Source organism: Mangrovitalea sediminis (genome assembly GCF_002514725.1).
GTDB lineage: Bacteria > Pseudomonadota > Gammaproteobacteria > Pseudomonadales > Oleiphilaceae > Mangrovitalea > Mangrovitalea sediminis.
Map to the genome: position 1 here is coordinate 399,952 of NZ_NTLB01000004.1, position 23,199 is coordinate 423,150.

The 23,199-nt window shown below is 56.9% G+C and carries 18 protein-coding genes and 2 tRNA genes; 12 read left to right on the forward strand and 8 right to left on the reverse strand.

The window, feature by feature from the left end:
• Positions 1-11: 11 nt before the first annotated feature.
• The 7 genes from ispE (at position 12) to CLR77_RS11745 (ending at position 4,706) form a co-directional block, all read left to right on the forward strand.
• Positions 12-869 carry a 4-(cytidine 5'-diphospho)-2-C-methyl-D-erythritol kinase gene (gene ispE, locus CLR77_RS11715; RefSeq protein ID WP_097460827.1) on the forward strand — a complete coding sequence of 286 codons (858 nt, stop codon included), beginning with the start codon at positions 12-14 and terminating at the stop codon, positions 867-869.
• 19 nt (positions 870-888) lie between these two features.
• Positions 889-963 (forward strand) — tRNA-Gln (locus CLR77_RS11720).
• Between the two features lie 58 nt (positions 964-1,021).
• Positions 1,022-1,966, forward strand: a complete 945-nt coding sequence (locus CLR77_RS11725) for a ribose-phosphate diphosphokinase (protein ID WP_097460828.1) — start codon at positions 1,022-1,024, stop codon at positions 1,964-1,966.
• Positions 1,967-2,125: 159 nt separating this feature from the next.
• A complete protein-coding gene (locus CLR77_RS11730; protein WP_097460829.1) occupies positions 2,126-2,761 on the forward strand; it encodes a 50S ribosomal protein L25/general stress protein Ctc in 636 nt (211 codons plus the stop codon).
• A gap of 21 nt (positions 2,762-2,782) precedes the next feature.
• Positions 2,783-3,373: an aminoacyl-tRNA hydrolase gene (gene pth, locus CLR77_RS11735; protein WP_097460830.1), complete on the forward strand. Its 591-nt coding sequence runs from the start codon at positions 2,783-2,785 to the stop codon at positions 3,371-3,373.
• A gap of 78 nt (positions 3,374-3,451) precedes the next feature.
• On the forward strand, positions 3,452-4,543 hold the full coding sequence (ychF, locus tag CLR77_RS11740) for a redox-regulated ATPase YchF (protein ID WP_097460831.1): 1,092 nt from the start codon (positions 3,452-3,454) through the stop codon (positions 4,541-4,543).
• A gap of 86 nt (positions 4,544-4,629) precedes the next feature.
• Positions 4,630-4,706 (forward strand) — tRNA-Met (locus CLR77_RS11745).
• Positions 4,707-4,779: 73 nt separating this feature from the next.
• On the opposite strand, the gene CLR77_RS11750 is transcribed toward CLR77_RS11745, so the two are convergent.
• Together CLR77_RS11750 and CLR77_RS20025 are read right to left on the reverse strand one after the other, a co-directional pair.
• Entirely contained in the window at positions 4,780-5,853 is a 1,074-nt protein-coding gene (locus CLR77_RS11750) for a tyrosine-type recombinase/integrase (protein ID WP_097460832.1), read from the reverse strand.
• A 932-nt stretch (positions 5,854-6,785) separates the two neighbouring features.
• On the reverse strand, positions 6,786-7,175 hold the full coding sequence (locus tag CLR77_RS20025) for a hypothetical protein (protein WP_143269408.1): 390 nt from the start codon (positions 7,173-7,175) through the stop codon (positions 6,786-6,788).
• 1,173 nt (positions 7,176-8,348) lie between these two features.
• Between CLR77_RS20025 and CLR77_RS11760 the strand changes: the two genes are divergently transcribed.
• On the forward strand, positions 8,349-9,740 hold the full coding sequence (locus CLR77_RS11760; RefSeq protein WP_097460834.1) for a lactonase family protein: 1,392 nt from the start codon (positions 8,349-8,351) through the stop codon (positions 9,738-9,740).
• Positions 9,741-10,117: 377 nt separating this feature from the next.
• Here the strand turns inward: CLR77_RS11760 and CLR77_RS11765 are convergent, their stop codons facing one another.
• From CLR77_RS11765 to cysQ, 3 genes are all read right to left on the reverse strand, one after another.
• On the reverse strand, positions 10,118-10,576 hold the full coding sequence (locus CLR77_RS11765) for a YeeE/YedE family protein (protein ID WP_097460835.1): 459 nt from the start codon (positions 10,574-10,576) through the stop codon (positions 10,118-10,120).
• A complete protein-coding gene (locus CLR77_RS11770; RefSeq protein WP_227519891.1) occupies positions 10,573-11,001 on the reverse strand; it encodes a YeeE/YedE family protein in 429 nt (142 codons plus the stop codon). Before CLR77_RS11770 ends, CLR77_RS11765 begins: the two co-directional genes overlap by 4 nt.
• Positions 11,002-11,210: 209 nt before the next feature.
• On the reverse strand, positions 11,211-11,990 hold the full coding sequence (gene cysQ / locus CLR77_RS11775) for a 3'(2'),5'-bisphosphate nucleotidase CysQ (RefSeq protein ID WP_097460837.1): 780 nt from the start codon (positions 11,988-11,990) through the stop codon (positions 11,211-11,213).
• Between the two features lie 314 nt (positions 11,991-12,304).
• On the opposite strand from cysQ, the gene CLR77_RS11780 reads away from it, so the two are divergent.
• The 3 genes from CLR77_RS11780 to CLR77_RS11790 all read left to right on the forward strand — a co-directional run bounded on the left by CLR77_RS11780 (position 12,305) and on the right by CLR77_RS11790 (position 16,101).
• The gene (locus CLR77_RS11780; protein ID WP_097460838.1) at positions 12,305-12,622 is read left to right on the forward strand and encodes a ComEA family DNA-binding protein; all 318 of its coding nucleotides are present in this window, start codon (positions 12,305-12,307) and stop codon (positions 12,620-12,622) included.
• Positions 12,623-12,880: 258 nt separating this feature from the next.
• On the forward strand, positions 12,881-15,484 hold the full coding sequence (locus CLR77_RS11785; RefSeq protein ID WP_198962747.1) for an EAL domain-containing protein: 2,604 nt from the start codon (positions 12,881-12,883) through the stop codon (positions 15,482-15,484).
• 173 nt (positions 15,485-15,657) lie between these two features.
• Positions 15,658-16,101 carry a nuclear transport factor 2 family protein gene (locus CLR77_RS11790; protein WP_097460839.1) on the forward strand — a complete coding sequence of 148 codons (444 nt, stop codon included), beginning with the start codon at positions 15,658-15,660 and terminating at the stop codon, positions 16,099-16,101.
• A 34-nt stretch (positions 16,102-16,135) separates the two neighbouring features.
• Here CLR77_RS11790 and CLR77_RS11795 read toward each other — a convergent pair whose 3' ends face one another.
• From CLR77_RS11795 to CLR77_RS11805, 3 genes are read right to left on the reverse strand one after another with little or no spacing between them, the layout of a single operon-like run.
• Positions 16,136-17,260: an ABC transporter permease gene (locus tag CLR77_RS11795; RefSeq protein ID WP_097460840.1), complete on the reverse strand. Its 1,125-nt coding sequence runs from the start codon at positions 17,258-17,260 to the stop codon at positions 16,136-16,138.
• Between the two features lies 1 nt (position 17,261).
• Positions 17,262-19,973 carry a ribosome-associated ATPase/putative transporter RbbA gene (gene rbbA / locus CLR77_RS11800; protein WP_097460841.1) on the reverse strand — a complete coding sequence of 904 codons (2,712 nt, stop codon included), beginning with the start codon at positions 19,971-19,973 and terminating at the stop codon, positions 17,262-17,264.
• Complete coding sequence (locus CLR77_RS11805; RefSeq protein WP_097460842.1) at positions 19,966-20,973, reverse strand: HlyD family secretion protein; 1,008 nt, start codon at positions 20,971-20,973, stop codon at positions 19,966-19,968. The genes rbbA and CLR77_RS11805 overlap by 8 nt, the downstream gene beginning before the upstream one ends.
• 232 nt (positions 20,974-21,205) lie before the next feature.
• Here CLR77_RS11805 and CLR77_RS11810 point away from each other — a divergent pair, with 232 nt between their 5' ends.
• Positions 21,206-22,954 carry a sensor domain-containing diguanylate cyclase gene (locus tag CLR77_RS11810; RefSeq protein ID WP_097460843.1) on the forward strand — a complete coding sequence of 583 codons (1,749 nt, stop codon included), beginning with the start codon at positions 21,206-21,208 and terminating at the stop codon, positions 22,952-22,954.
• Positions 22,955-23,199: the final 245 nt, after the last annotated feature.

A 23,199-nucleotide genomic window follows, 5' to 3' on the forward strand; every position in this document is an offset into this window, starting at 1 on the left:
GAAGATTTACTGTGCCACACCTGACCCTCCCTGCCCCAGCAAAGCTCAATTTATTCCTGCACATCGTCGGGCGTCGCCCTGACGGCTACCACGAACTGCAAACACTGTTTCAGTTTCTCGATTACGGCGATGAGCTGATCTTCGAGCCCCGTGGCGACGACCAGATCAGGATAGAACCGGCACTACCCGGCGTATCGTTGGAAAACAACCTCATCTGGAAAGCGGCGGAACAGCTGCGAAAAGAGGTGGGCGGCACACTGCCCGGCTATACGATTCATTGCGATAAGCGCCTTCCGATGGGAGGCGGTCTCGGCGGCGGCAGCTCCAATGCGGCCACGACACTCGTCGCGCTCAACCGACTCTGGGGCCTGCATATCCCGGTAGACCGCCTCGCGGAAATCGGTTTGTCTCTGGGCGCCGACGTACCGGTTTTCGTGCGCGGCCATGCCGCCTGGGCAGAGGGTGTCGGCGAGCGGCTGACGCCGTCATCCCCCCCCGAGCACTGGTACCTGGTCCTGAAACCAGAATGCGAAGTCAGTACGGCTTTGATTTTTGGTCACGAAGGGTTGACAAGGCACTCTCCCCGAATCAAAATAGCGCCCGCTTTTGAGGGAGACGATCCTCGCTACCGGAACGATTGTCAGAGCCTCGTTTGTAAACTCTACCCAGAGGTTGCACGGGCACTTGATTGGCTGGGGCAATTTACCAGCGCAAAATTAACCGGTACGGGGGCTTGCATTTTCGGGCGTTTCCCGACAGAATCCGAGGCCCTCGAGATTCTGGCAAGAAAGCCCTCAGGCATCAAAGGGTTCGTTGCAAAGGCTGTGAACCTTTCACCGCTCACTGTCAGGCTAAACGAGCTGAACTGATGCCAAATGTTCGAGATACTGGGGTGTCGCCAAGTGGTAAGGCAACGGGTTTTGATCCCGTCATTCGTTGGTTCGAATCCAGCCACCCCAGCCATTCTTCAAACGCCGTCACTTCCCCGAATTCCAAAGACGCTCCCCAGAAGGATCACACCGTGTCCAAACTGATGGTCTTTGCGGGTAATGCCCATCCTGAGCTTGCCCAGAAAGTCGTGCAAAAACTCCACATCCCGATGGGTGACGCCACTGTCGGCCGGTTCAGCGACGGCGAAACCACTGTCGAGATCAACGAGAACGTTCGCGGCCGCGATGTTTTCGTCATCCAGCCGACCTGCTTCCCGACCAATGACAACATCATGGAACTGATTGTCATGGCGGACGCGCTGAGACGCGCCTCAGCCTCCCGGGTTACAGCAGTCATCCCCTATTTCGGCTACGCACGCCAGGATCGGCGGGTACGCTCGATGCGAGTCGCTATCAGCGCCAAGATCGTAGCGGATATGATCGGTAACGTCGGAATCGACCGGGTACTGACCGTGGATCTCCACGCAGACCAGATCCAGGGTTTCTTCGACATCCCTGTCGACAACATCTATGCGACGCCGGTGCTACTGGAAGATATCGAACGCCAGCGCTTCGAAAACTTCATCGTGGTATCCCCGGACGTGGGTGGCGTCGTACGTGCCCGCGCCATCGCCAAGCGCCTCGATGACGCCGACCTGGCCATTATCGACAAGCGGCGCCCGCGCGCCAACGTCTCCCAGGTCATGCACATCATCGGTGACGTTCAGGGCAAGACCTGTATCCTCGTGGATGACATCGTCGACACTGCCGGCACCCTGTGCAAGGCTGCCAACGCCCTTAAGGAACACGGCGCAGAACGTGTTGTCGCCTATATCACCCACCCCGTGCTGTCCGGCCCGGCGATTGAGAATATCAACTCGTCCCAGCTCGACGAACTGGTGGTCTGCGACACGATCCCGCTGGGTGACAAGGCGGCCAGATGTGATAAAATCCGCCCCCTCAGCATGGCAGGGCTTCTCGCCGAATCGATTCGTCGCGTCTGCAACGAAGAATCGATCAGCGCCATGTTCGAGTAAGGCCTGGAATTCAGGCAGTTATTCGCGGACTTTCGAGTCCGCACGGTAAGGAGTCGCTTTGCGGCTCCTTACTCGTTTGAGCTCCCTACCGGAGCATACAACCACCATCACCGGCAAGCCTGGTCGCGGGCCCCGGATGATGATCTTGAGGAAACGACAATGTCCGAGCAATTTGAAATCCAAGCAATCCTGCGCGAAGACCAGGGGAAAGGTGCGAGCCGCCGCCTGCGCCGCGAAGGTCAGGTTCCGGCCGTTCTGTACGGCGGAAACCAGGAGCCGACTTCCATCTCCATCGCTCACAAAGAGCTTCAGAAGGCCCTGGAAAACGAAGCTTTCTACTCCCACGTTCTGACCATCAACCTGAACGGCAAGAAAGAAAGCGCGATCCTGAAGGATCTGCAGCGTCACCCGTACAAGCCGACCCTGTCTCACGCTGACTTCCAGCGCGTTAACAAGGACACTGAGATTCACGTTCACGTACCGCTGCACTTCACCAACGAAGACATTTGCGCAGGCGTTAAAACCGCTGGCGGCGTAGCTTCCCACCAGATCACTGACGTGGAAGTTATCTGTCTGCCGGGCGATCTGCCCGAGTTCATCGAAGTCGATATGACCGACGTGCAACTTGACCAGATCCTTCACCTGTCCGACCTGAAACTGCCGAAAGGTGTTCGTATCGCCGCACTGCAACAGGGCGAAGACCACGATCTGCCGGTCGTGTCGATTCACAAGCCCAAGGGTGCGAAGAGCGACGACGCAGCTGAAGGCGGCGAAGAATCCGAAAGCGAAGCCTGATCGTCTGACAGGTAGCGCCGGATGTCGAGTCAGAAAATACAACTCGTGGTTGGCCTGGGTAACCCCGGGGCAGAATACGAGAATACCCGACACAACGCCGGCGCCCTGTTTGTAGAAGCGCTGGCCCGCCATGCGGGCCATCCGCTTCGCCCCGAACGCAAATACCACGGTTTCTATAGCCGTATCCAGTGGCAGGGCTTCGACCTGCACCTCCTGATCCCCACCACCTTCATGAATCGAAGTGGCCTCGCCATCCGCGCCGTTACCGATTTTTTCAAGATTCCCCCGGAAGCCGTTCTCGTTGCTCACGACGAGCTCGACCTACCCCCTGGCACCGCCAAACTCAAGCAAGGCGGCGGTCACGGCGGTCATAACGGCCTACGAGACACCATTGCCCACCTGGGCACCAACAACTTCCAGCGTCTGCGCCTGGGAATCGGACATCCCGGAGACGCCAAACTGGTAACAGGTTTCGTCCTTGGCCGTTTGGGCAAAACCGAACACGACCAGCTCGACCAGGTCATCGACCAGGCCTGCCGTATTCTACCGGACGCCATCAATGGCGAGACCGCCAGGGCCATGAACGCCCTACATGCCTTCAAGGCATTGTAAATCGTCGTTCGCGCACAACCCCAGCGACCGGTATAATCCCCACCTTCGTTTACTGCATCGTTCAATCAGAGGCACGCTATGGGTTTTAATTGCGGCATCGTGGGCCTGCCCAACGTCGGCAAATCCACCCTCTTCAACGCACTGACCAAAGCCGGCATCGGCGCCGAGAACTTCCCGTTCTGCACCATCGAACCCAATGCTGGCGTCGTGCCAATGCCCGATCCCCGTCTCGACAAGCTCGCCGCGATCGTCAAGCCCCAGCGCGTCCTGCCGACGACGATGGAATTCGTCGATATCGCAGGCCTCGTCGCCGGGGCATCAAAAGGCGAAGGCCTCGGCAACCAATTCCTGGCCAATATCCGCCAAACCGACGCCATCGCCCACGTCGTTCGCTGCTTCGAAGACACCAATGTCATCCACGTAGCCAACAAGGTCGACCCGGCCTCCGACATCGACGTCATCAACACCGAACTCGCCCTGGCCGACCTAGACACCGTCGAACGCGCCATCAAGCGTGTCGGACGCAATGCCAAGGGTGGCGACAAAACCGCCAAAGCCCAGCTCGAGCTCTTTGAGCGCATTTTGCCGATTCTCAATGAGGGCAAGCCGGTCCGCGGTATGGGCCTGACGGAAGACCAGCTGGAGTTGGTTCGTGAACTCTGCCTGCTCACGATCAAGCCCACGATGTACATTGCCAACGTCAACGAAGACGGCTTCGAGAATAACCCTCACCTGGACAAGGTCCGCGCCATCGCCGACGCAGAAGGCGCCGTCGTGGTACCGATCTGCAACAAGCTAGAAGCTGAAATTGCCGAACTGGAAGACGAGGAAAAAGCCGAATTCCTCGCCGAAATGGGCATGACCGAACCCGGCCTCGACCGCGTCATCCGAGCAGGCTACCGCCTGCTTGGCCTACAGACCTATTTCACAGCCGGCGTTAAGGAAGTCCGTGCCTGGACCATCCCGATCGGCGCAACAGCCCCACAGGCAGCCGGCGTGATCCACACAGATTTCGAAAAAGGTTTCATCCGCGCCGAAGTCATCAGCTATGACGACTTCATCACCTGTAACGGTGAACAGGGCGCCAAAGAGGCTGGAAAGTGGCGCCTGGAAGGCAAGGAGTACGTCGTTCAGGACGGCGACGTTGTTCACTTCCGCTTCAATGTTTAAGAAGCGCCAAACGGGGTTGACAGGCAGTCCAAAAATCCCGAGAATACGCGCCTCGTATGGCGGCACCGTTAAAGGTTTCGCCTTGTGGCAAGGTAGCTCAGTTGGTTAGAGCACAGCACTCATAATGCTGGGGTCGGCGGTTCAAATCCGCCCCTTGCTACCATTGATTTCAACAACAAAGCCGCTCACTGAGCGGCTTTGTTGTATCCGGCCTCGGTAACTTGCTGGTGACCCCTTCATAGCTTCAACAGCGTCAGCGTGGGTCCTCCTCCAACCCGACTGACGAGCCGTTCGACGGCATGCATCAGCTCCTGGACTTCTGCCGCCGAGTAGTGCGTGGTCATTGACCCGGAACGATGTCCCATTAGCGCCTTGCGCGTTTCCTCCGGCACTCCGGCCGCCCGTAGGCGACGCCCAAACGTATGCCGAAGATCATGCACCCGTACCTGAGTCAGACCAACAGCCGCCCTCGCCCGCTTCCAGCCATTGTTGTTGAGGCCGTCCCGCATGGGTTTTCCTTTATACGAAAAGACGTATTCGGAATGCTTGCCACGTTGGCGGTTCACACAAGCCTTAGCTTCGGAATTAAGCGGCACAATCCGGTCATCCCCGTTCTTGGTGAACTCACCAGGCAAGAGGAAGACTGAGGTCCCGAGTTCCGGCAAGGATATTTCCCAATCCCAGCGGAGCCCCGTGATCTCCTTCTCCCGGCACCCGGTATTCACAGCGAAGATCGCCGCTTCCCGAAGATGGCCAGCCACCGCGCCGAACAGTCGCTCCTGTTCATCCCAAGAAAGCGGATATGGCGCCCGCCTGTCACCCCACTCCACGTTCGGAATCAACGGGGGCGCTTCCAGCCAAGTCAGTCCGTGCTCATCCCGCCAGAGCCTCGCTGCCAATGTTAGAACCCGCCGGACAACCGCCAACGACCGGTTTACTGTGGCGCTTTTACGGCCCTCAGCTTTCCGAGCTTGAATAAACCGCTCCAGCGTCCCCGCGTGCACCTTCCGTAAAAGCAAGTCCCCAATGAACGGATCCAGCAACTTGAAGTCCTGAGCATCCCGGTCCACCGACTTCTTGTGTTGATGGTCCCTCAGGTACCGGGTGGCCGCCTGGCGCCAGGTTCGCTCCGGCCGCACGCCATACACCGACGCCTGTCGGGTTTCCTCCATCTTGCGAGCTAGGTAGCTTTCCGCTTCTGCCTTTTCACTTGTGCCAGTACTTTCTCGAATTCGGATACCTCTGACTCTCTTGTCGATGTGCCAGATGCCGCTTTCGCTCTTGTACAAGCCCGTCGTTTTGTTTCGCATTGTTTTGACACTCCTTTACTGGAGCGCCCGTACCGCTGTACATATTGATCTGCCCAGCGATCAAGCTCAAGTCTGTCGAAGGCGATCCCCTGAGATCCGATGGGGATTTCCGTCAGAAACGGGCACACCTCAGCGTTGAACCGGTTTCGGTCCATGCCGAGGTAACTTGAAGCGTCTTTTAGGCGGATAAATCTGGGCAAAACTGACACGGTACGGCTGCTCCCGGCGGATACAGGAGCAATACGGGATTCTGTTCGTTGCAGCGAAAATTAGTTATGACCACCCCCTGCCGGCTGAAACAGTTCATTTAGTGCAAAGCTGAAACTGAGTCAGGGTCGGCGCGAGCGGTCAAATCGGATGATGCGACCTTTCAATCGAATGAGGCCGTAATACTCGAAGCACCGGTTAAGATCCTGACTCAGACAGCGCAACACCTCGACTGCCGAGTTAAGGACTGGGACAGGGAAACGATGACGGTTATTCGGCCAAAGCGGACGTACGTGTATTAGTCGAAGTATGTCCGCTTCCGATCTGGAGCGGCCTTTACAGTTAGACGGTATGAGTGTAGACAACGACTCGCTCAGCAGCGCGCTTTAGCGCGCCTGATGGAGGGCTGAATGCCCGGAATGAACTGCAGCTATTAGTTAGCGATGAGGGCACAAGAGCCGATTCACCAATCCATCGCCCAAGAAGCTTTCGAGCATTCCAGTTGGTCGTTGCTTGCCGATAGTCTTTCCTAGTCGCAGCGACGATAGTAGGCCTTTTGGATCAAGTGAGCGAAAGATACTTCGAGTACTCATTCATATCTCAGAACCTTTTAGCTTACCGCTCACGTTCACTGACGGCTCCGCGGGAGCGGCGTTGCCGCGGAGGCGGAGACGTCGGGTGGAGCGTGTTGTTCGGCGGCATTCGGACGGACCACGTGACGAGTATCAGGCACCGCGATATCGAGCGCGAAGCAGGAGCAGGACACCCGGAAATAGGTAGCCGTTTTTGTTGATGAACTTCTCAACTTTACTTGGGAAGCATGCCGCAAAGGCATCGCAATTGGCCGTGGACTCATTGACCCACTTGCTCACTTTGTGTCGCAACAGTTGACGATCAATGCTGCACATATCAGCCGCTAGAATAGAGGATTTTGCGATAAAGGGAGCAGCGAAAACTGCAGCAAGGCGAATGTTAGCTTCAGTGTGATGGAGGTTTCCGCAATCATCCCAAGCAAGCTCCATTGCCTCAGCTACCCGATCCACACGGGCGCGATCTCCAATATTCTGCCAAGCCTGCTTGGCCTCAATGGCGAAATCCGTGCTTTGATGCGACACGTAAAGGTCGCACCTACCGCGGCACAGGTGGCCGACATCAATAATGCTGTTCCTCTCTGGCACTCGACCCTTCTTTCTTGTTGAGAATTCCTCGAGTGCTACCCAGCCGTTCAAGCGCCACGCTGCGCCAGCCAGACTACTCAGGGTTGCGCGCTCGTTGTACCACCAGAGGTTATCTTCCCATCCTTGCAACCTCGAATAGTTTAGTACGCACTCGGACCAGCTCTGCAGAAGCGGACTGAGTCCTCGCAGATCGCTGGAGCAGTGTCTCTGGACGAAGTCTTCTATTGGCATGCACTCTCTTCAACTGAGTTGGCGACAGCCTGGTTTGTCGCCGAACGAATGATATGGACTCCCCCTGCTCCCACGGCTTTTCGCGCAGGTCCGGTGGAATGATGGGTTGGGCTGCATATGAATTTTCTACCTTGGCGCCCACTCACCAGCATTGTTGTAATTCCGCGAGCCAACAAATCCGGCTGCTTGCCACATTAGATCGAATGCCGGCTTCATTGCCTTATCTGGTGGCACGGCTGACGGTGCAACGACATCTGGCAAGACAAGAGTTTTTCGATCAAACAACGTCTGGTGCGGATCATCGAATCCCCAGTCAGACCGGGGTAAGTCCAGGAACGGCTGGGAAGTGTCTAGAGAACTGGTGGCGATTCAGCACGCCCTCGTCTTCTGGCCACAGGTTTTAGCCACAAAAAATCCCCGCCTCTGCGGGGATTTTTTGTTACATAGCTTGATGAACGGGGGTTCTTAGAACTCATAATCTGCCGCCCGACAACCGACTGCCACCATCGAGGCTGGACAAGTAGCGCCTTGAGCGATACTTTCATGAAAAAAGTCGAAAAATGAACTATTATTCATTTTCGCAGTAAAGGCCCCAAAGTATCTAGCAGGCCGGAGCGCCCTAGCCCTCTCTTAAGGATCAGCTTTTCAACCCGCTACTTCCGCATGCAGAAAACCTGTTCGTTCTTTATGCAATCATCGAAGGGTGATGGCCATTCTGCGCCCCGACCTTACGAGGGGTGAACTTAACGACCTTTCTTTTCTTTGTTTACGGGTCTGAGAAAGCCCGCCCAACCGTCGAAATTCGATGGATCTCTCCGGCGAATCTGGATTTGGAAGAATCTAGCGCCTCACATTCATGCTCTTGGAACAGACTCAGCTATGAGAACCATCTTTGATAGGTCGATCCGTAAATCGTCACCACATCGTTCACTTTTGCGCTTGAGCGCAGTCGCTGGCGCAAGCGTACTGTTGGCTGCATGCCACAATCCATTTCATAGTGCATCCGTAAGCGGAGCTGGAACCCCAGCAACCACAACTACAACCACGCCGACTCCAAGCTACACGGTATCAACGCTTGGCGTTCATGCTGGCCTAAGTGCCCTGAGTCCCTCAACAGTTGCAGCAGCCGCCTCGCCCATAGGCGTTGCCGTCGACCCAACCTCAAAATATGTCTATGTGGCAAACTCTAGTAGCAAAACGGTTTCTCAATACACCGTCGGCACCGACGGTAGCCTCTCCGCAATGAGTACGCCAACGGTCACTACAAGCGCTAGTCCGCAATACCTTGCCGTCGATCCTAGCGGCAAATATGTCTATGTGTCCGACCATGCCCATGCCGACAACACTATTGCCCAGTACACAATCGGCTCCGGTGGCGCTCTAAGCCCGATGAGCACCGCAACAGTCGCTACAGGCCGTTCCCCGACATACATTGCCGTCGATCCAAGTGGAAAGTATGTCTACGTGGTGAACTCTAGTGACAATACTGTTTCCCAGTACACGATAGGACCCGGTGGTGCCCTCACCCCGATGAGTACTGCGACCGTCGCGACTGATACCCTCCCATTCGGCCTTGCCGTCGATCCCAGTGGCAAATACGTCTATGTGACGAACCTTACTAGCAAAACCGTTTCCCAGTACACCATCGGCTCCGGCGGCGCTCTCACCCCGATGAGTCCTGCAACGATTGCTACAGGCACAGGCCCCCGGGGCCTGGCTATCGATCCTGGCAGCAAATACCTCTATGTGGCGAACAGCAGCAGCGCCACTATTTCCCAGTACACCATTGGATCCGGTGGCGCCCTCACCCCGATGAGCACTGCAACGGTTGCTGCTGGCAACTTCCCCATTCAAATTGCTGCCGACCCGGGTGGAAGATATGTGTTTGTGACAAATTACAACGACAACACCGTTGGTCAGTATGCAATCGGGTCCAGCGGAAGCCTTACCGCCCTGACCCCGGCAACATTCACCGTAGGTACACACCCCAGAGGCATAGCAACAACCAAAAAGTACACCTATGTGATCAACAACGGTACTAACGATGTCAGCCAATTCGCCTTTGACACCATAGGCGGAGGCAACATCAGCCCAACAAGTGCCACTGTCGTCTCAGGCAATACAACGACCTTCACGCTAACCCCCAACACAGGATATACAGTTGATCACGTCACTGGTTGCGGAGGCGCACTCTCTACCAATACCTACACGACGAACACGATCACAACGGCCTGTACGGTAACGGCCTACTTCACGACCAGCGTGCCATAGGTCATTCGGCGATAGAGAGGTACAGGAGAGCTAAGGGGGAAAGACTGAGTTTGCAACGATGCGGCTTATTTCCCATAGCACGCCCTCGTCTTCTGGTCATAGGTTTTCGCCACAAACAGTCCCCGCCTCTGCGGGGATTGTATTGTTATGCAACTCGATCGATGAGAGAACGGTTAAAGATCTCGCGGCTTCAAGCGTTGCCCAGTTGACCACCGCCGTGCCTTTTTGTGGCCTTTTTCGAACGGAAGGGACTTTCTAACGATCCTTTACAGGAATTGTCGTTTTATGGACGGAATTTCTTGGAAATCATAGAACCCGGGGTATCGATTGGATGCATCACATCACATAACGAGGGCGCGCGTTCCCAATCATCAGACCTAACCGCAATAATCTGTCGATTCACCCTGCGCCAACTCAGCGTTACGGCGGCGATAGAGGAAGTGATGAACGGCCATCCCGCCCAGCATGGCAACAACAAAAATGACGGGTTTCGTATTCAGCAGGCTCAATGCCGCTAGCGCTGGCCCTGGGCAATAGCCGACCAATCCCCAGCCTACGCCGAACAGCGCCGCGCCAATGACCAGGGGGGCATCCACGTCCCGAAGACCGGAACTGCTGAACAAGGGACGAGACACGGCCGAAGCCGTTTTGCGCTGCCAACGCCAAGCTATCGCCATAACACTCAGGGCACTCGCCATCACCAGTGCAAGACTGGGGTCCCAGTGGCCGGCGACATCCAGAAATGCCAGGACCTTGGCCGGATTTATCATCTGGCTCACGGAAAGCCCCAAGCCAAAAAGCGTTCCACTGACCAGCGCTACCAGATTCCGCTTCACAGTTTGCCTCCCAGAAGGTGCTGAGTCAGGAACACGACAAGCCCACCGGTGAACATAAACACCATCGTGGCGACCAAGGAACGCAGTGAAAAACGGGATATGCCACACACACCATGACCGCTGGTACAGCCGCCACCCAGGCGCGTACCAAATCCGACCAGCAGGCCGGCAACGATGAGAAGAGGTGTACTGGCATCGATTCTGACCGCCGATAGATCACCACCCAAGAGGTGGTAAAGGATGGCGCCAACCACCAGTCCCCCAACGAACAGCCAACGCCAAGCTGCATCGCCACGGCGCAACAGCCCGGCGGTGATACCGGAAATGCCGGCAATACGTCCCTCGGCAAGCAGGAGAAGCGCAGACGCCAGTCCAATCAAGGCGCCACCCGCAATGGCGCTCCAGGGTGTAAAGTGAGTTATCACGCGTTCATCGATCCTTATAGTCATTAAGGCGCGCTAGTCTACCCTGCAACGGCTACCAGGCAAACCAGCGGCGATGGCCCAGATATATCGGTCATCCTGGCAGATGATTGCGCCAATGATGAGAGAAAAGACGCCAGTGATTCCCTATTCACGTTCACATACGACAAACGCACCGGTTGGCTGGATTTTTCTCACCAGCAGGAACCTTATCAACGTCCCTTAGCCACAAAATACGGATTCAGCACTGATTCCTTGCCATAGACCATCGGCGCACCCTCCAGCGTCGTCACCTGTCCGCCAGCGGCCTCCAGTACCGCCTGGGCGGCACCGATGTCCCATTCACAAGTGGGACCTAAGCGGGGGTAATGATCTGCAGCACCTTCTGCGATACGACAGAATTTCAGCGAACTCCCCGCCTGTACCAACACGTGGTCCCCCAACTGATCGATGTAAGCGCGGGTCTCATCGTTCAAGTGATTCTTGCTGGCAACGACCCGAAGCGGTTTGCGCGGCTCGACGACGCCTATGGCTCGCCGGCCGGCTGTATCTATTTTCCAGGCACCTTGGCCGACGATTCCTGCAAATATCTCGTCCAGAGCCGGTGCCGTGACGACGCCGAGTACTGGCGCCCCTTCGTGTACCAACGCGATATTGACCGTGAACTCGCCGCTGCGATTCACAAAATCCTTGGTGCCATCGATAGGGTCCACCAACCAGAAGGTTCGCCACTGCTGACGCTCGGCCCAAGGAATCTTTGCTCCTTCTTCCGACAGGATCGGGAAGGCCGGTTCCAGCTTCGCCAACCCATCCATAATGACCTGATGCGACACTAGGTCCGCTTCGGTCAAAGGGCTGGCATCGTCCTTATAGGTCACCTCAAAGGAGCGTCGGTAGATCGCCAGAATGGCGTTGTCTGCGGCTTTCGCTATATCGATCACAGACTCAAGCAGCCCGTCCAACGACAGGCCCGCTGCGTGTTCAGAAGGCATATCCACCACACCTCAGGGAAATAGATTACAGCCTTGTAAGCGATCTCTCACAGCGATGTCAGAGATGTCCGCTTTGCCCGGCCCCGAAATTCCATAGACTAGTCATCAGCACGGACGCAATGCAACCGTAGGGAGGCGTAACAGGGACGTTTAACTGCCTGAAGGATCAGGCGCGTTGAGCCACGGAGGGGCGCACACGGATGGTGTGCCCACCCTACCCTTCTCAGGTCTACCATGGACCACTTTCGAGCCCCTTCCTTTCCATATCCACCTGTACGGAAGGTCCATCAACGGGCCTGGAACAAGGAGTTTTCATGAAACGGATCCTTCATGCTGCGCTGGCAATGACCATCGCGTTACTGGTCGGTATCGCCGCGCCCAGCTATGCGAGCAGCGGCGCCTCCAACAAAGTCACAGCACAGACCCATATCACCAAACCACTCAACATCAACCGCGCCAGTGCAGCGGAATTGTCCAGCATGCTGAAAGGAATCGGTCCGTCGAAGGCCAGCGCGATTGTCGCTTACCGAAAAACCCATGGTCCCTTTCACTCGATTGACGAACTGGTGAAAGTCAAGGGCATCGGCTCGTCGACCATCAGCAAGAATCGGTCGCGAATCAGTATTCAGTAACACCTCAACGGGATGGGATACCCTCGCGCAGCTCCCATCCCTCTCGCGCTATAGAGCCTTCAAGCAACGTTGCATGCTTATCGTCACACAGGAAAAGCCGCGGCTCAAAACAAAGTGAACTAAACTACAACACGAGCTGCAATATCGGCTTGATGCCGGAACAGGTTCCAGTGTACCGGACTGCAGGCTGTTAGCGGGTGGCCCTGGCTTAAGCAGCAAGGGCAATGGGATGGCTGCAGGTTATCCAAAGGACCCGGCATGAAAGGATCGCATTCCGGAGCAACAGCAAGAACCTCCCTCTTCCTGCCGGGCCGAATATGGTGGCTGTTCCTTTGCCTCCTCATTAGCACGTTGCCAGTCCACGCCGGGCAAACTGTCAGGGTCGGCGTCTACGAGAATCCTCCGAAGATTTTCTATTCCGACCACCATATTTCCGGCATCTTCGGCCAACTCCTGCGGGAAATTGCCGAACGCAAAGGCTGGCTTCTACAGCCAGTGCCCTGCCAGTGGCATCGCTGCCTGGAAATGCTGAAAAACGGGCAGTTGGATCTCATGCCCGATGTTGCCATCAATGAACAACGCAACACCGAAATGGACTTCGGACAGGTAGCGGCGCTCTATAGCTGGTCTGCCGTCTATCGCAACCCTCATGTCAAAATAACATCGATACCGGACCTGAAAGATAAGCGCATTGCAGTGCTGGCTGGATCTATCCAGCAAGCGTACCTGACGAACCTGATTCGCCACTTTGGCATCCGCAATGCCCAATTGGTGCCGGTGGAGACGTTTCAGCAGGGTTTTCAAGACGCATCGACGGGAATTGTCGATGGCGTCGTCGCCAACAATTTCTATGGCGACAGCAAGGCGCCTCACTATAACCTGGAAAGCACCCCGGTGATCTTTCAACCGGCTCAGCTGTTTTTCGCGGCGCCCAAGGGAGAAGGCGCACGCCTACTCCCACCCATCGATCATTACCTCAAGACCTGGCAAGCAGACTCCAGCTCCGTCTACTACCGCATCATTCGTACTTGGGAAGCACTTCCTGAAAACCGGCATGTGCCGACAGCAGCTTGGTGGGGACTGGGGCTCCTGGGAGCACTGCTGGTAGCGGCCTTGGGGGCCGTGATGATCCAGCGGCGGGCCGTCAAGGAAAACAAGCAGCGCCTGCGCAGCACCGAAAACAAGCTCGCCGTTATTCTGGACAGTGTCGATGCTTACATTTACATCAAGGACAATGATCTTCGTTACGTCTACGTGAACCAAAAGGTGTCAGAGTTCTTCAAACGCCCCGCCGATCAGATCATCGGTTTAAGGGATGACAGTTTTTTCAACTCAGCAACAGCCTCCAAACGACTGGCCAACGACCAGAAGGTTATTTCCGAAGGTGAACGTATAACTTTCGAGGAAACAACCTGCCGTGAAGATGGCTCGGTCGACAGGTCCTACCTCACCGTCAAGCAACCGCTGATCGACGAAAACGGACAGACTTACGGTCTTTGCGGCATTGCCACTGACTTCACCGAGCAGCGCAAGAATGCAGAACGGATCAACCAACTCGCATTCTATGACCCGCTGACAAAACTCCCCAATCGCCGTCTATTGCTCGATCGAGCCACCCACGCCCTGGCGAACTTCCAACGCACCAACTCCGACGGCGCCCTGCTGTTTATCGACCTGGACAACTTCAAGGTACTCAACGACAGCCAGGGGCATGCCCAGGGAGACTTGTTACTGGAACAGGTAGCAAAGCGTTTGGAGGGGCTGGTCAGGAACAACGACACCATGGCCCGGTTGGGCGGCGATGAATTCGTACTCCTGATGGAAAACCTGGGAGAAGACAGTACCCTGGCAGCCCGGTACGTAGAAGTTGTTGCGCTCAAGCTCCTGAACTCTTTCCTTGAGCCCTACCGCCTGCATAAGCTGACCTATAAGATCGGCGCCAGCATTGGCGCGGCCATGTTCTCGGATGCGGAAGGCAGCGTCGAGGAACTGTTTAAACGGGCCGACATGGCGATGTACGAAGCCAAGACGAGCGGCCGCAATCTGCTGAAATTCTTCAACCACCAGATGCAATCGGCACTGCACTTCCGTGCGATGGTGGAGGCCGGCTTGCAGCAGGCCATTGAGAGCAACCATTTTTACCTTCATTACCAGTCTCAGGTGGACAGCCGCGGCCAGGTGTTCGGTGCGGAAGCCCTCATCCGCTGGCGACACCCCGAACATGGTCTGCTGTCACCAGCGGATTTCATACCCATTGCCGAAGTCACCGGCCAGATTATGCTGATTGGGGACTGGGTATTACGTACTGCCTGTCGACAACAGGTTGCCTGGCGGGATGACCCCAGGCTTGAAAAACTGGTGGTTTCCGTCAACGTCAGTACTCGCCAGTTTTATCATCCGGATTTTGTCGCCGACGTTCTTGGTATTCTCGATGAAACGGGCGCAGACCCGACACGGATCGAACTCGAACTCACAGAGAGCGTCCTGGCGGAAGATTTGGATATGCTGATCGACCGGATGAACACCCTGAGGGAGAAAGGCATCCGTTTTTCCCTGGATGATTTTGGAACCGGCTATTCATCGCTCAGCTACTTGAAGCGCCTGCCACTGGATCAGCTCAAGATCGACCAGTCTTTCGTCCGCGATCTGCTAACCGACCCCAATGACGCCGCCATCGTAAAAAGCATTCTTTCCCTGGGATATAGCCTCGACCTGGCCGTTGTCGCAGAAGGTGTGGAAACAACGGAACAGCGCGACAAGCTGCTGGCGATGGGCTGCAGCCTCCATCAAGGCTACTACTACGGACGCCCGGGCCCCGCCGAAGCCCTGATACCTGTCTGCTCAGCGACCACCCACCACTAGACCGCAGCAAACCCGGCAGTCTCATGTCGCAGGTTGCCCCCATGTTCAGGTGACACGCGAATTATCGCGCCAGCTCGATATGCAATTGATTGCATATCGAGACAGCTCTCTGTATTTTTATGCAATAAGTTGCATATCACCACCGTTACCAGGCCATGCTAATGGAGACTTCGATGACCTCTCATTCCTCACTGCTCCCCGCTGTTGCCGAATCAATGAGTCTTTGGCACGACATGATCGCCAAACGTGATCTGAGTGCACTGCCGACCATCGTGGCCAGCGACGCGACTTTTCGCTCACCCGCTTTTTATAAGCCGTACCACAGTGCGGCCGCGGTTTGCCTGATTCTGAATACGGTGATGACAGTGTTCAAAGAGTTCGAATATCACAGAACCTTTGCCAGTGAATCCGGACTGGACGTCACGCTGGAATTCAGTGCGATCGTTGGCGACAAGCACCTCAAAGGCGTCGACATCATCCGGTTTAACGAACAGGGCCAAATCGTCGAGTTTGAGGTCATGGTCCGGCCGCTCAACGCCTTACAGCAGTTGGCGACTGAAATGGGGGAAAAATTGTCGGCCTACCTGCCGAAATACAAGGACATGCCGTCGAAATAGTCCTCGGGAGAGAGCCGGCCGGGCCAGCGCTCTCTTAGCGGCTAAGGGCGAGACTACGACGGAACAGGAGCAGGGATGCCATGAAAAACACGCAACCGATACCAAATAGCGCCAGCAGCTGCGGCCAGATAACCTCAAGTCCCGCCCCCCGATAGAGCACGGCCTGCGCCAGACTGACGAAGTGTGTTGTCGGTGCAACGGACATAATGTGCTGAACCAGCAACGGCATACTTTCCCTGGGTGTTATGCCCCCGGAGAGCAATTGCAGCGGCAGGATCACCAGGATCATAAGCAGCCCCAATTGCGGCATGGAACGGGCAACCGTCCCCAACAGAATCCCGATAGACGTTGTTGAAAACAGGTTCAGCGCCGCGCCAAACAGGAACAAGGCGGTGGACCCGGCAATGGGTACGCCCAACAGATGCCGGACAACCAGCCACAACGACAGGCCCGCCGCGACCAACACTACCAACCCATTGGACCAGACCTTGGCCAGCATGATTTCAGCGGGCGTCAGCGGCATGACCAGAAGGTGCTCGATGGTGCCGTGTTCCCTTTCACGGATCAGTGCGGCGCCGGTCAGGATGATACTGAGCAGCGTCACCTCCGAAATGATCTCCATGACGCCACCGAACCAGACGCCGTTCAAGTTGGGATTGAAGCTGACCCGGGTGACCAGCTGGATCGGCAACTGGGGGGCACGCCCTCCGGGAGACAGGAAATGACTGACCTCGTCGCTGACGATGTTCTGGATATGGGTGGCCCCGACAAAGGCCTGCGACATGCGGGTGGCGTCGATATCCACCTGGATGGACGGAGCCCGCCCCGCGCGCGCATCCCGCTCGAAATGCTCCGGAATCACCAGCACGAAGGTGTAACGCCCGTGGTCCAAGGTCGGGTCGATATCCTTGAAGGCGATTTCCTGGGGCGGCATGAAATATGGGGGGAAAAAGGCCTCGATAATACGCGATGACAACTCGGAATGGTCTTCGTCAACCACCGCGATCGGCGCATTGTGTAACTCGAGGGAGCCCGCCTTTCCGGACGTGTATACCATGAACGAAAAGGACAGGATGACAAAGGCGAACAGCACCTTGTCGCTCCACAAGCTGCGTAATTCCTTTACGCCGAGATAGCCGATATTGGACAGTTTAGCCATATCAGCGCCCCTGTTTCTTTAGCAAGAGGACAGCGCTGACGGTCAGCACCGGGATAAACAGGGCCAAAAGCAGGTACTGAAGCTCAAGGTCGCCAAAGCTCAAGGCCTTGGTGAAAATACCCCGGCAGATAGTCAGAAAATAGGTGGCGGGCCAGACGTGCCCGATCACTGCGCCGACACCTTCCAGAGACGACACAGGGTCCGTCAGGCCGGAAAACTGTACCGTCGGCACCAACGTCAATATGGCTGTACCGGCCAGGGCGGCGATCTGGGTTCGGGTAAAGGCGGAAATCAGCAGACCTACGCCGGTCGTCACGGTGACATACAGCAGCGCTCCCAGGCTGAGAGCTATCAGGCTCCCCTTGAGCGGCACCCTGAAGATGAAAACTGCCAGCGCCACCAATACGAAAAAGCTGACCATGGCCACCAGGATGTAGGGCAGCTGTTTACCCAGCAGGAACTCCACCCGGGTCACCGGCGTCACGTAGAGGTTGGTAATCGAGCCCAGCTCCTTCTCCCGGACCACGCCCAGCGCCATCAGGATCGAGGGGATGAAAATCAGCAACAGCGGGATCACCGCTGGCACCATCGCGTCCAGGCTGCGGAAATCCTGATTGTAGCGATAACGCATATCCAGACCGACCGGCAACAGGCTGACATGCTGCCCATACTTTCGCAGGGCCGCATCGACCAGATACTGGTAATGCAAACCGGTGAGATAGCCACGAATGGTTTCGCCACGATAAGGCATGGCACCATCGATCCAGACGCCAATTTCCGCCGTGCGACCACGCTTAACGTCACGGCCAAAACCGGAGGGGATTTCCAAGGCAAGGCTCAGCTTGCCACTGCGCATACGCGCGCTCAAATCGCTCTCGCTGGTCAGCGGTGCCTGCTCGTCGAAATAGCGGGACCCTGCAATATCGGCCACGTAATCACGACTCTGGGGCGTGTTGTCCAGATCCAGGACGGCGAACTTCAGGTTCTCTACATCCATCGTGATGCCATAACCCAGAATCAGCATCAGAAGCGCCGATCCGAGCAGGGCAAACGTCAGTCGCACAGGGTCCCTGCGTACCTCCAGTGCTTCGCGGAGGGCATACGCCATCAACCGCTGCAGGCTGAAGGCGCGATCAGGGGCATGCACCGGCTCCGCCTGCGCAGGCGCCTGAGCGTCAACGTCTTCGGCATCGTCCGGTGAGGCTTCTTCGAGAACCTTGATAAAAGCCTCTTCCAGGCTATCAGCCCCATGATGCTCGATCAGATTGGCCGGACTGTCGCAGTCCAGCACACGCCCTGCGTGCATCAGGGAAATGCGGTCGCAGCGCTCCCCCTCATTCATGAAATGCGTGGAGATAAAAATAGTGACGCCCTGGTCGCGGGAGAGCTTGACCAGCAACGCCCAAAACCGGTCACGCGCGACCGGGTCAACGCCGGACGTGGGTTCATCGAGAATAAGCAGTTCAGGCCCATGCACAACAGCCACCGCCAAGGAGAGCCGTTGCCGGATGCCGAGCGGCAGCCCTGCAGCCGCCTGATCCATGACCGCCTCGAGATCGAAGTCGCGGGAAACTTCCGCCACGCGGCTTTCAATGTGCTCCGGCGGCAAGTGAAACAATCGCGCATGCAGGACCAGGTTCTGGCGCACCGTCAGCTCACCGTAGAGCGAGAACGCCTGGGACATGTAACCGACCCGTTTGCGGGTATTCAGGTCGTTGGCATCCACCGGCTGGCCAAAGAGGATGGCTTCGCCTTCAGAGGGCGGCAGCAAGCCAGTCAGCATTTTCATGGTGGTGGTCTTGCCACAACCATTGGAACCGAGAAAGCCGAAGATTTCGCCCTGTTCGATGGAAAAGCTGACATGATCCACCGCCGTAAAATTGCCGAAACGCATACAGAGCCCACGTGCCTCGATGGCGATCGCATGCTCACCGTCACCTCTCGGCGGCACCGTCAAAGGGTCTCTTTCTGCACCGGGCAATAAGCGAAGAAAAGCCGTATCCAGATCCGGACTCTCCGTGCTTGCCAACAGGTCGTCAGGACTGCCGCTGGCGAGGATGATCCCGTCGTTCATGGCCGCCAGCCAGTCAAAGCGTTCGGCCTCTTCCATATAGGCCGTAGCGACCAGCACACTCATCCCCGGGCGACGACTACGGATACGGTCGATCAGTTCCCAGAACCGCCGACGCGACAACGGATCGACACCGGTGGTCGGCTCGTCCAGTATGAGAAGGTCAGGGTCGTGAATCAGGGCGCAGCAAAGCCCGAGTTTCTGTTTCATACCGCCTGACAACTTTCCCGCAGGCCGGTCACGAAACGCCATCAGACCGGTAGAGCGCAACAACTCCTCAATGTGTTGATCTCTCATGGTCTTAGAGAGACCAAACAGGCGGGCAAAGAACTCGATGTTTTCCTGGACCGACAGCGTCAGATAGAGATTTCCGCCAAGCCCTTGAGGCATATAGGCAATACGAGGTGCCGCCCGGGAACGGAAGCGCTGGTCGCGCATATCCCCTTGGAGCACCTGAAGAGACCCTTCCTGGATCTTCAGGGCACCGGCCACCAACCCCAACAAGGTCGACTTCCCGACACCGTCCGGCCCGATCAGGCCGGCCATACAACCTGCCGGAATGGCCAGGTTGATATCGTTAAGCGCCACTGTTGCCTTGTAGCGGTGCGTCACGGCATCCAGCCGCGCAATGGTCTCAGCCATGAGGGAGTTTCACATCGAGCCATGCCGGCCAGGGGGTGCTGGTATCGAGGCGGACATAAGCCTCGCCAGGGACACCGGTTTTCACGCGATCCCGGTATGTCTTGAGCAGCGCCGGGTCGATCTTGACCTTGACGCGAAACATGAGTTTCTCCCGCTCGCTGCGCGTTTCGACTTCCTTCGGCGTGAACTGGGCTTCAGCGGCGACGAAGGTCACCTTGGCGGGGATGACATACTGGGGCACCGCATCGATGATCAGCCGGGCATTGGAACCAACGGTGACCTTGCCGGCCTGATCGGTGGGCAGGAAGATCGTCATATAGACATCGCCGACATCAAGCACCGTCATCACCTTGCCGCCGGCGCTCAACACTTCGCCCGGTTCCGCCAGCCGATACAGAACGCGACCGGATATCGGCGACTCCAATTGGCTATCGGCAATACTGGTCTGGATCCGCTGCACCGTCGCTTTCGCCGCCGCGATACCTGCCTCGGCGGAAACCACCTGCACCTGGGCGGCGTTGAGCGCGGCCTTGGCCGAGGCCGCCGAGGTCGAAGCCCGATCCAGGCTTTCCTTGGACACGTGCCCCTGCTTCACCAGCTTCTGCATACGCCCCAACTCAGCATTGGCATAAGACAACTCACTCTGGCGCTGGGTCACTACCGCCTCTGCGTATCGCTTGGCTTCCACAGCCTGCGCCAGTCTCGCCTGGGCTTCGTTCAACTGGGCGTTCAGGTCATCGGTATCCATCCGTGCCAGGATCTGCCCGGCCTTGACCATATCGCCTTCGTGCGCCTCGACCGACTTCAGCCGGCCGGCCAGTTTGGTCGCGACATCCACCTCGGTGGCCTCGATGCGGCCATTACCCGAAGCGAATTGCGGCGGTAAGGCCCCATTACTCTCCATGAGACGATATCCAACCCCCGCCGCCACAGCGACCACCGCAACCAACACCAATACGGCGACCTTCAGGGCTTTCTTCGATATATTCACCCGGCGCATCCTTCCCTAGGAATCAGGGTCACAGAATAAAGTGAAGCGGTTTCAGTGACTTTGCGCCAAATCAATATGAAGTACGGAATCAATGGCAAGACGCCCCTTACAATCAACGTGACCGCGCCGGACACCGGCATTCGGGCTATACTCTCAGGACTCGGAAGACACCACCGCCAGGAGGCAGGCGCCCACCCGCGGCTGCGGGTCGTTACTAAGCTGCGAGTTAGTGCCCCGACCTATGAAACCTGTTTGGCTCCTTTTCCTCCTTGTGTCGGGCTTGCTTGCGCTTTGCAACGACGCCCTGGCGCTAACACCCGTGGACCTGTCTGCAGAAAGCACCCTGCCAATCGGTACGCACATAGCCTATCTGCAGGAGAAGGCCGGCCCGATAGACCTCAGAGAAGCGGAAGCCGCCTTCAAGGCCGGTCGCTTCCACCCTGAATATCGAAGTGCCATGAATTTCGGTATCGGTGCGCCGCCGACCTGGCTGGCCTTTCAGGTCAGCAATACCTCCAGCGAAGATCTGCCACGACACATTACCGTCAATACCTCCTGGATCGACCTCATCGATTTTTACTTCCTCTCGCCCCGCAAGGACTTGGTGCACCAACGGCTAGGCGATCAACTGCTCTTTGACCAACGTCCCGTCACATCGCGTTATCTCGATACGACCTATGCCTTTGCGCCAGGTATCACGACGGTCTTTATGCGGGTCCAGACACCCGATCCCATGTCGCTCCCCGTCGAAATTCGCACAGACAAGCAGGACGCCACGGAAACGACCCTCGAAGCCTATACCTACGGTGTTGTCTATGGTGCGCTGGTGGCGCTACTCGCCTACAACTTCATTCTATTCCTGCGCCTGAAGATCTGGCGATATGCCTTCTATTCGCTATACCTGTCCAGCTTTATCGTCGCCAACCTTTCCTACACCGGGCACGGGTATTGGTGGCTATGGCCACAGAACCCAGCCTGGCAGCAATGGGCAAACCCGGTTCTGATGGTGGTTTATGGCGCCTGTGCGCTGATCTTCGCCATGTCGTTTCTCGATACGCCCCGCCATTTGCCACGACTGCATCGTTTCGTGGTCGCCAGTGTCGCGCTTCCCGTGGCAGTCGAAACCTGGGCGGGACTATGGGGGGATCGCGTAACCGGTCTCCTTCTGGCGTTCACTTTTATCCTGTACTTTTCCTTGCTGATGGTCGTTTTGGGCCTCGTGTCCTGGCGGGCCGGACTGACCTACGCAAAGTATTTCCTGATCGCTGCACTGGCTGGCGTCATCGGCGCGAGCGTGACAGCCGTCACCGTCTGGGGCCTGGTTCCCTATACTGAGTGGGGGTATCGCGCCGCCGAGATCGGCACTATGTTCGAAGCGGTCCTGCTTGCCCTGGCACTGGCAGACCAGTTCCGGGTCAGCGTCGAACAGAAAAACCGGGCGGAACAATTGGCCCGGATCGACCCGCTGACCGGGCTCAACAACCGTCGGGGCTTTAACGAACTGGCGACTTCGGTGTGGAATGCAGGCATTCGCAACCAGCGACACATCTCCGTCATCATGCTGGACCTGGATCACTTCAAGCAGCTGAATGACACCTATGGTCATTCAGCGGGCGACCGGATGCTTAAACTCATCAGCGAGGAACTTCGCCACACGGCGCGAGCCGGCGATATCCTCGCGCGCTGGGGCGGAGAAGAGTTTGTCCTTTTCCTGCCGGAAACGGCCCTAAAGGACGCGATCTATGTCGCTAACAGGCTGCGGACGAACATCAAGTCGAAATCCTTGGTGGATAACGGCCACACACTCACCCTGACGGCCAGTTTCGGGGTCTCCCACAGACAGTTCGGCAATGTCGATCTCGAGACCCTGATTCAGGCGGCCGACCGTCAACTGTATGTGGCCAAACAGACCGGCCGGAACCGGGTATGCTCCATCGACACCGATGTTCAGGGGGAGCAGTCAGAACCTGACAAAATCGTTTTGGGCTGACGATTGCAGACCGCTTCCCAGCAATATCCTCCGAGCCGTCCGCCCCTCCATGCCAGGGATAATCCCAAAAAAAGAGGTTCATCGCACTTTACCGGGAAAAGCGGCTTTGATTTCAAAGAGAGGTCGCTGCCCCGATACCCCCTTGTCATACCTGGAGGTTAGCGCTTGCTCCATCGGTAGGGCGCAATAACCGAAGGGCATTGCGCCGCATGGCAGCAGGCAAACTCCGAGTTTAGCTTCCGGGT

Coding starts and splice junctions, on each gene's coding strand:
- CLR77_RS11730 (WP_097460829.1), top strand. CDS start 2,126: ATGTCCGAGCAATTTGAAATCCAAGCAATCCTGCGCGAAGACCAGGGG.
- pth (WP_097460830.1), top strand. CDS start 2,783: ATGTCGAGTCAGAAAATACAACTCGTGGTTGGCCTGGGTAACCCCGGG.
- ychF (WP_097460831.1), top strand. CDS start 3,452: ATGGGTTTTAATTGCGGCATCGTGGGCCTGCCCAACGTCGGCAAATCC.
- CLR77_RS11750 (WP_097460832.1), bottom strand. CDS start 5,853: ATGCGAAACAAAACGACGGGCTTGTACAAGAGCGAAAGCGGCATCTGG.
- CLR77_RS11760 (WP_097460834.1), top strand. CDS start 8,349: ATGAGAACCATCTTTGATAGGTCGATCCGTAAATCGTCACCACATCGT.
- cysQ (WP_097460837.1), bottom strand. CDS start 11,990: ATGCCTTCTGAACACGCAGCGGGCCTGTCGTTGGACGGGCTGCTTGAG.
- CLR77_RS11780 (WP_097460838.1), top strand. CDS start 12,305: ATGAAACGGATCCTTCATGCTGCGCTGGCAATGACCATCGCGTTACTG.
- CLR77_RS11785 (WP_198962747.1), top strand. CDS start 12,881: ATGAAAGGATCGCATTCCGGAGCAACAGCAAGAACCTCCCTCTTCCTG.
- CLR77_RS11790 (WP_097460839.1), top strand. CDS start 15,658: ATGACCTCTCATTCCTCACTGCTCCCCGCTGTTGCCGAATCAATGAGT.
- CLR77_RS11795 (WP_097460840.1), bottom strand. CDS start 17,260: ATGGCTAAACTGTCCAATATCGGCTATCTCGGCGTAAAGGAATTACGC.
- rbbA (WP_097460841.1), bottom strand. CDS start 19,973: ATGGCTGAGACCATTGCGCGGCTGGATGCCGTGACGCACCGCTACAAG.
- CLR77_RS11805 (WP_097460842.1), bottom strand. CDS start 20,973: ATGCGCCGGGTGAATATATCGAAGAAAGCCCTGAAGGTCGCCGTATTG.
- CLR77_RS11810 (WP_097460843.1), top strand. CDS start 21,206: ATGAAACCTGTTTGGCTCCTTTTCCTCCTTGTGTCGGGCTTGCTTGCG.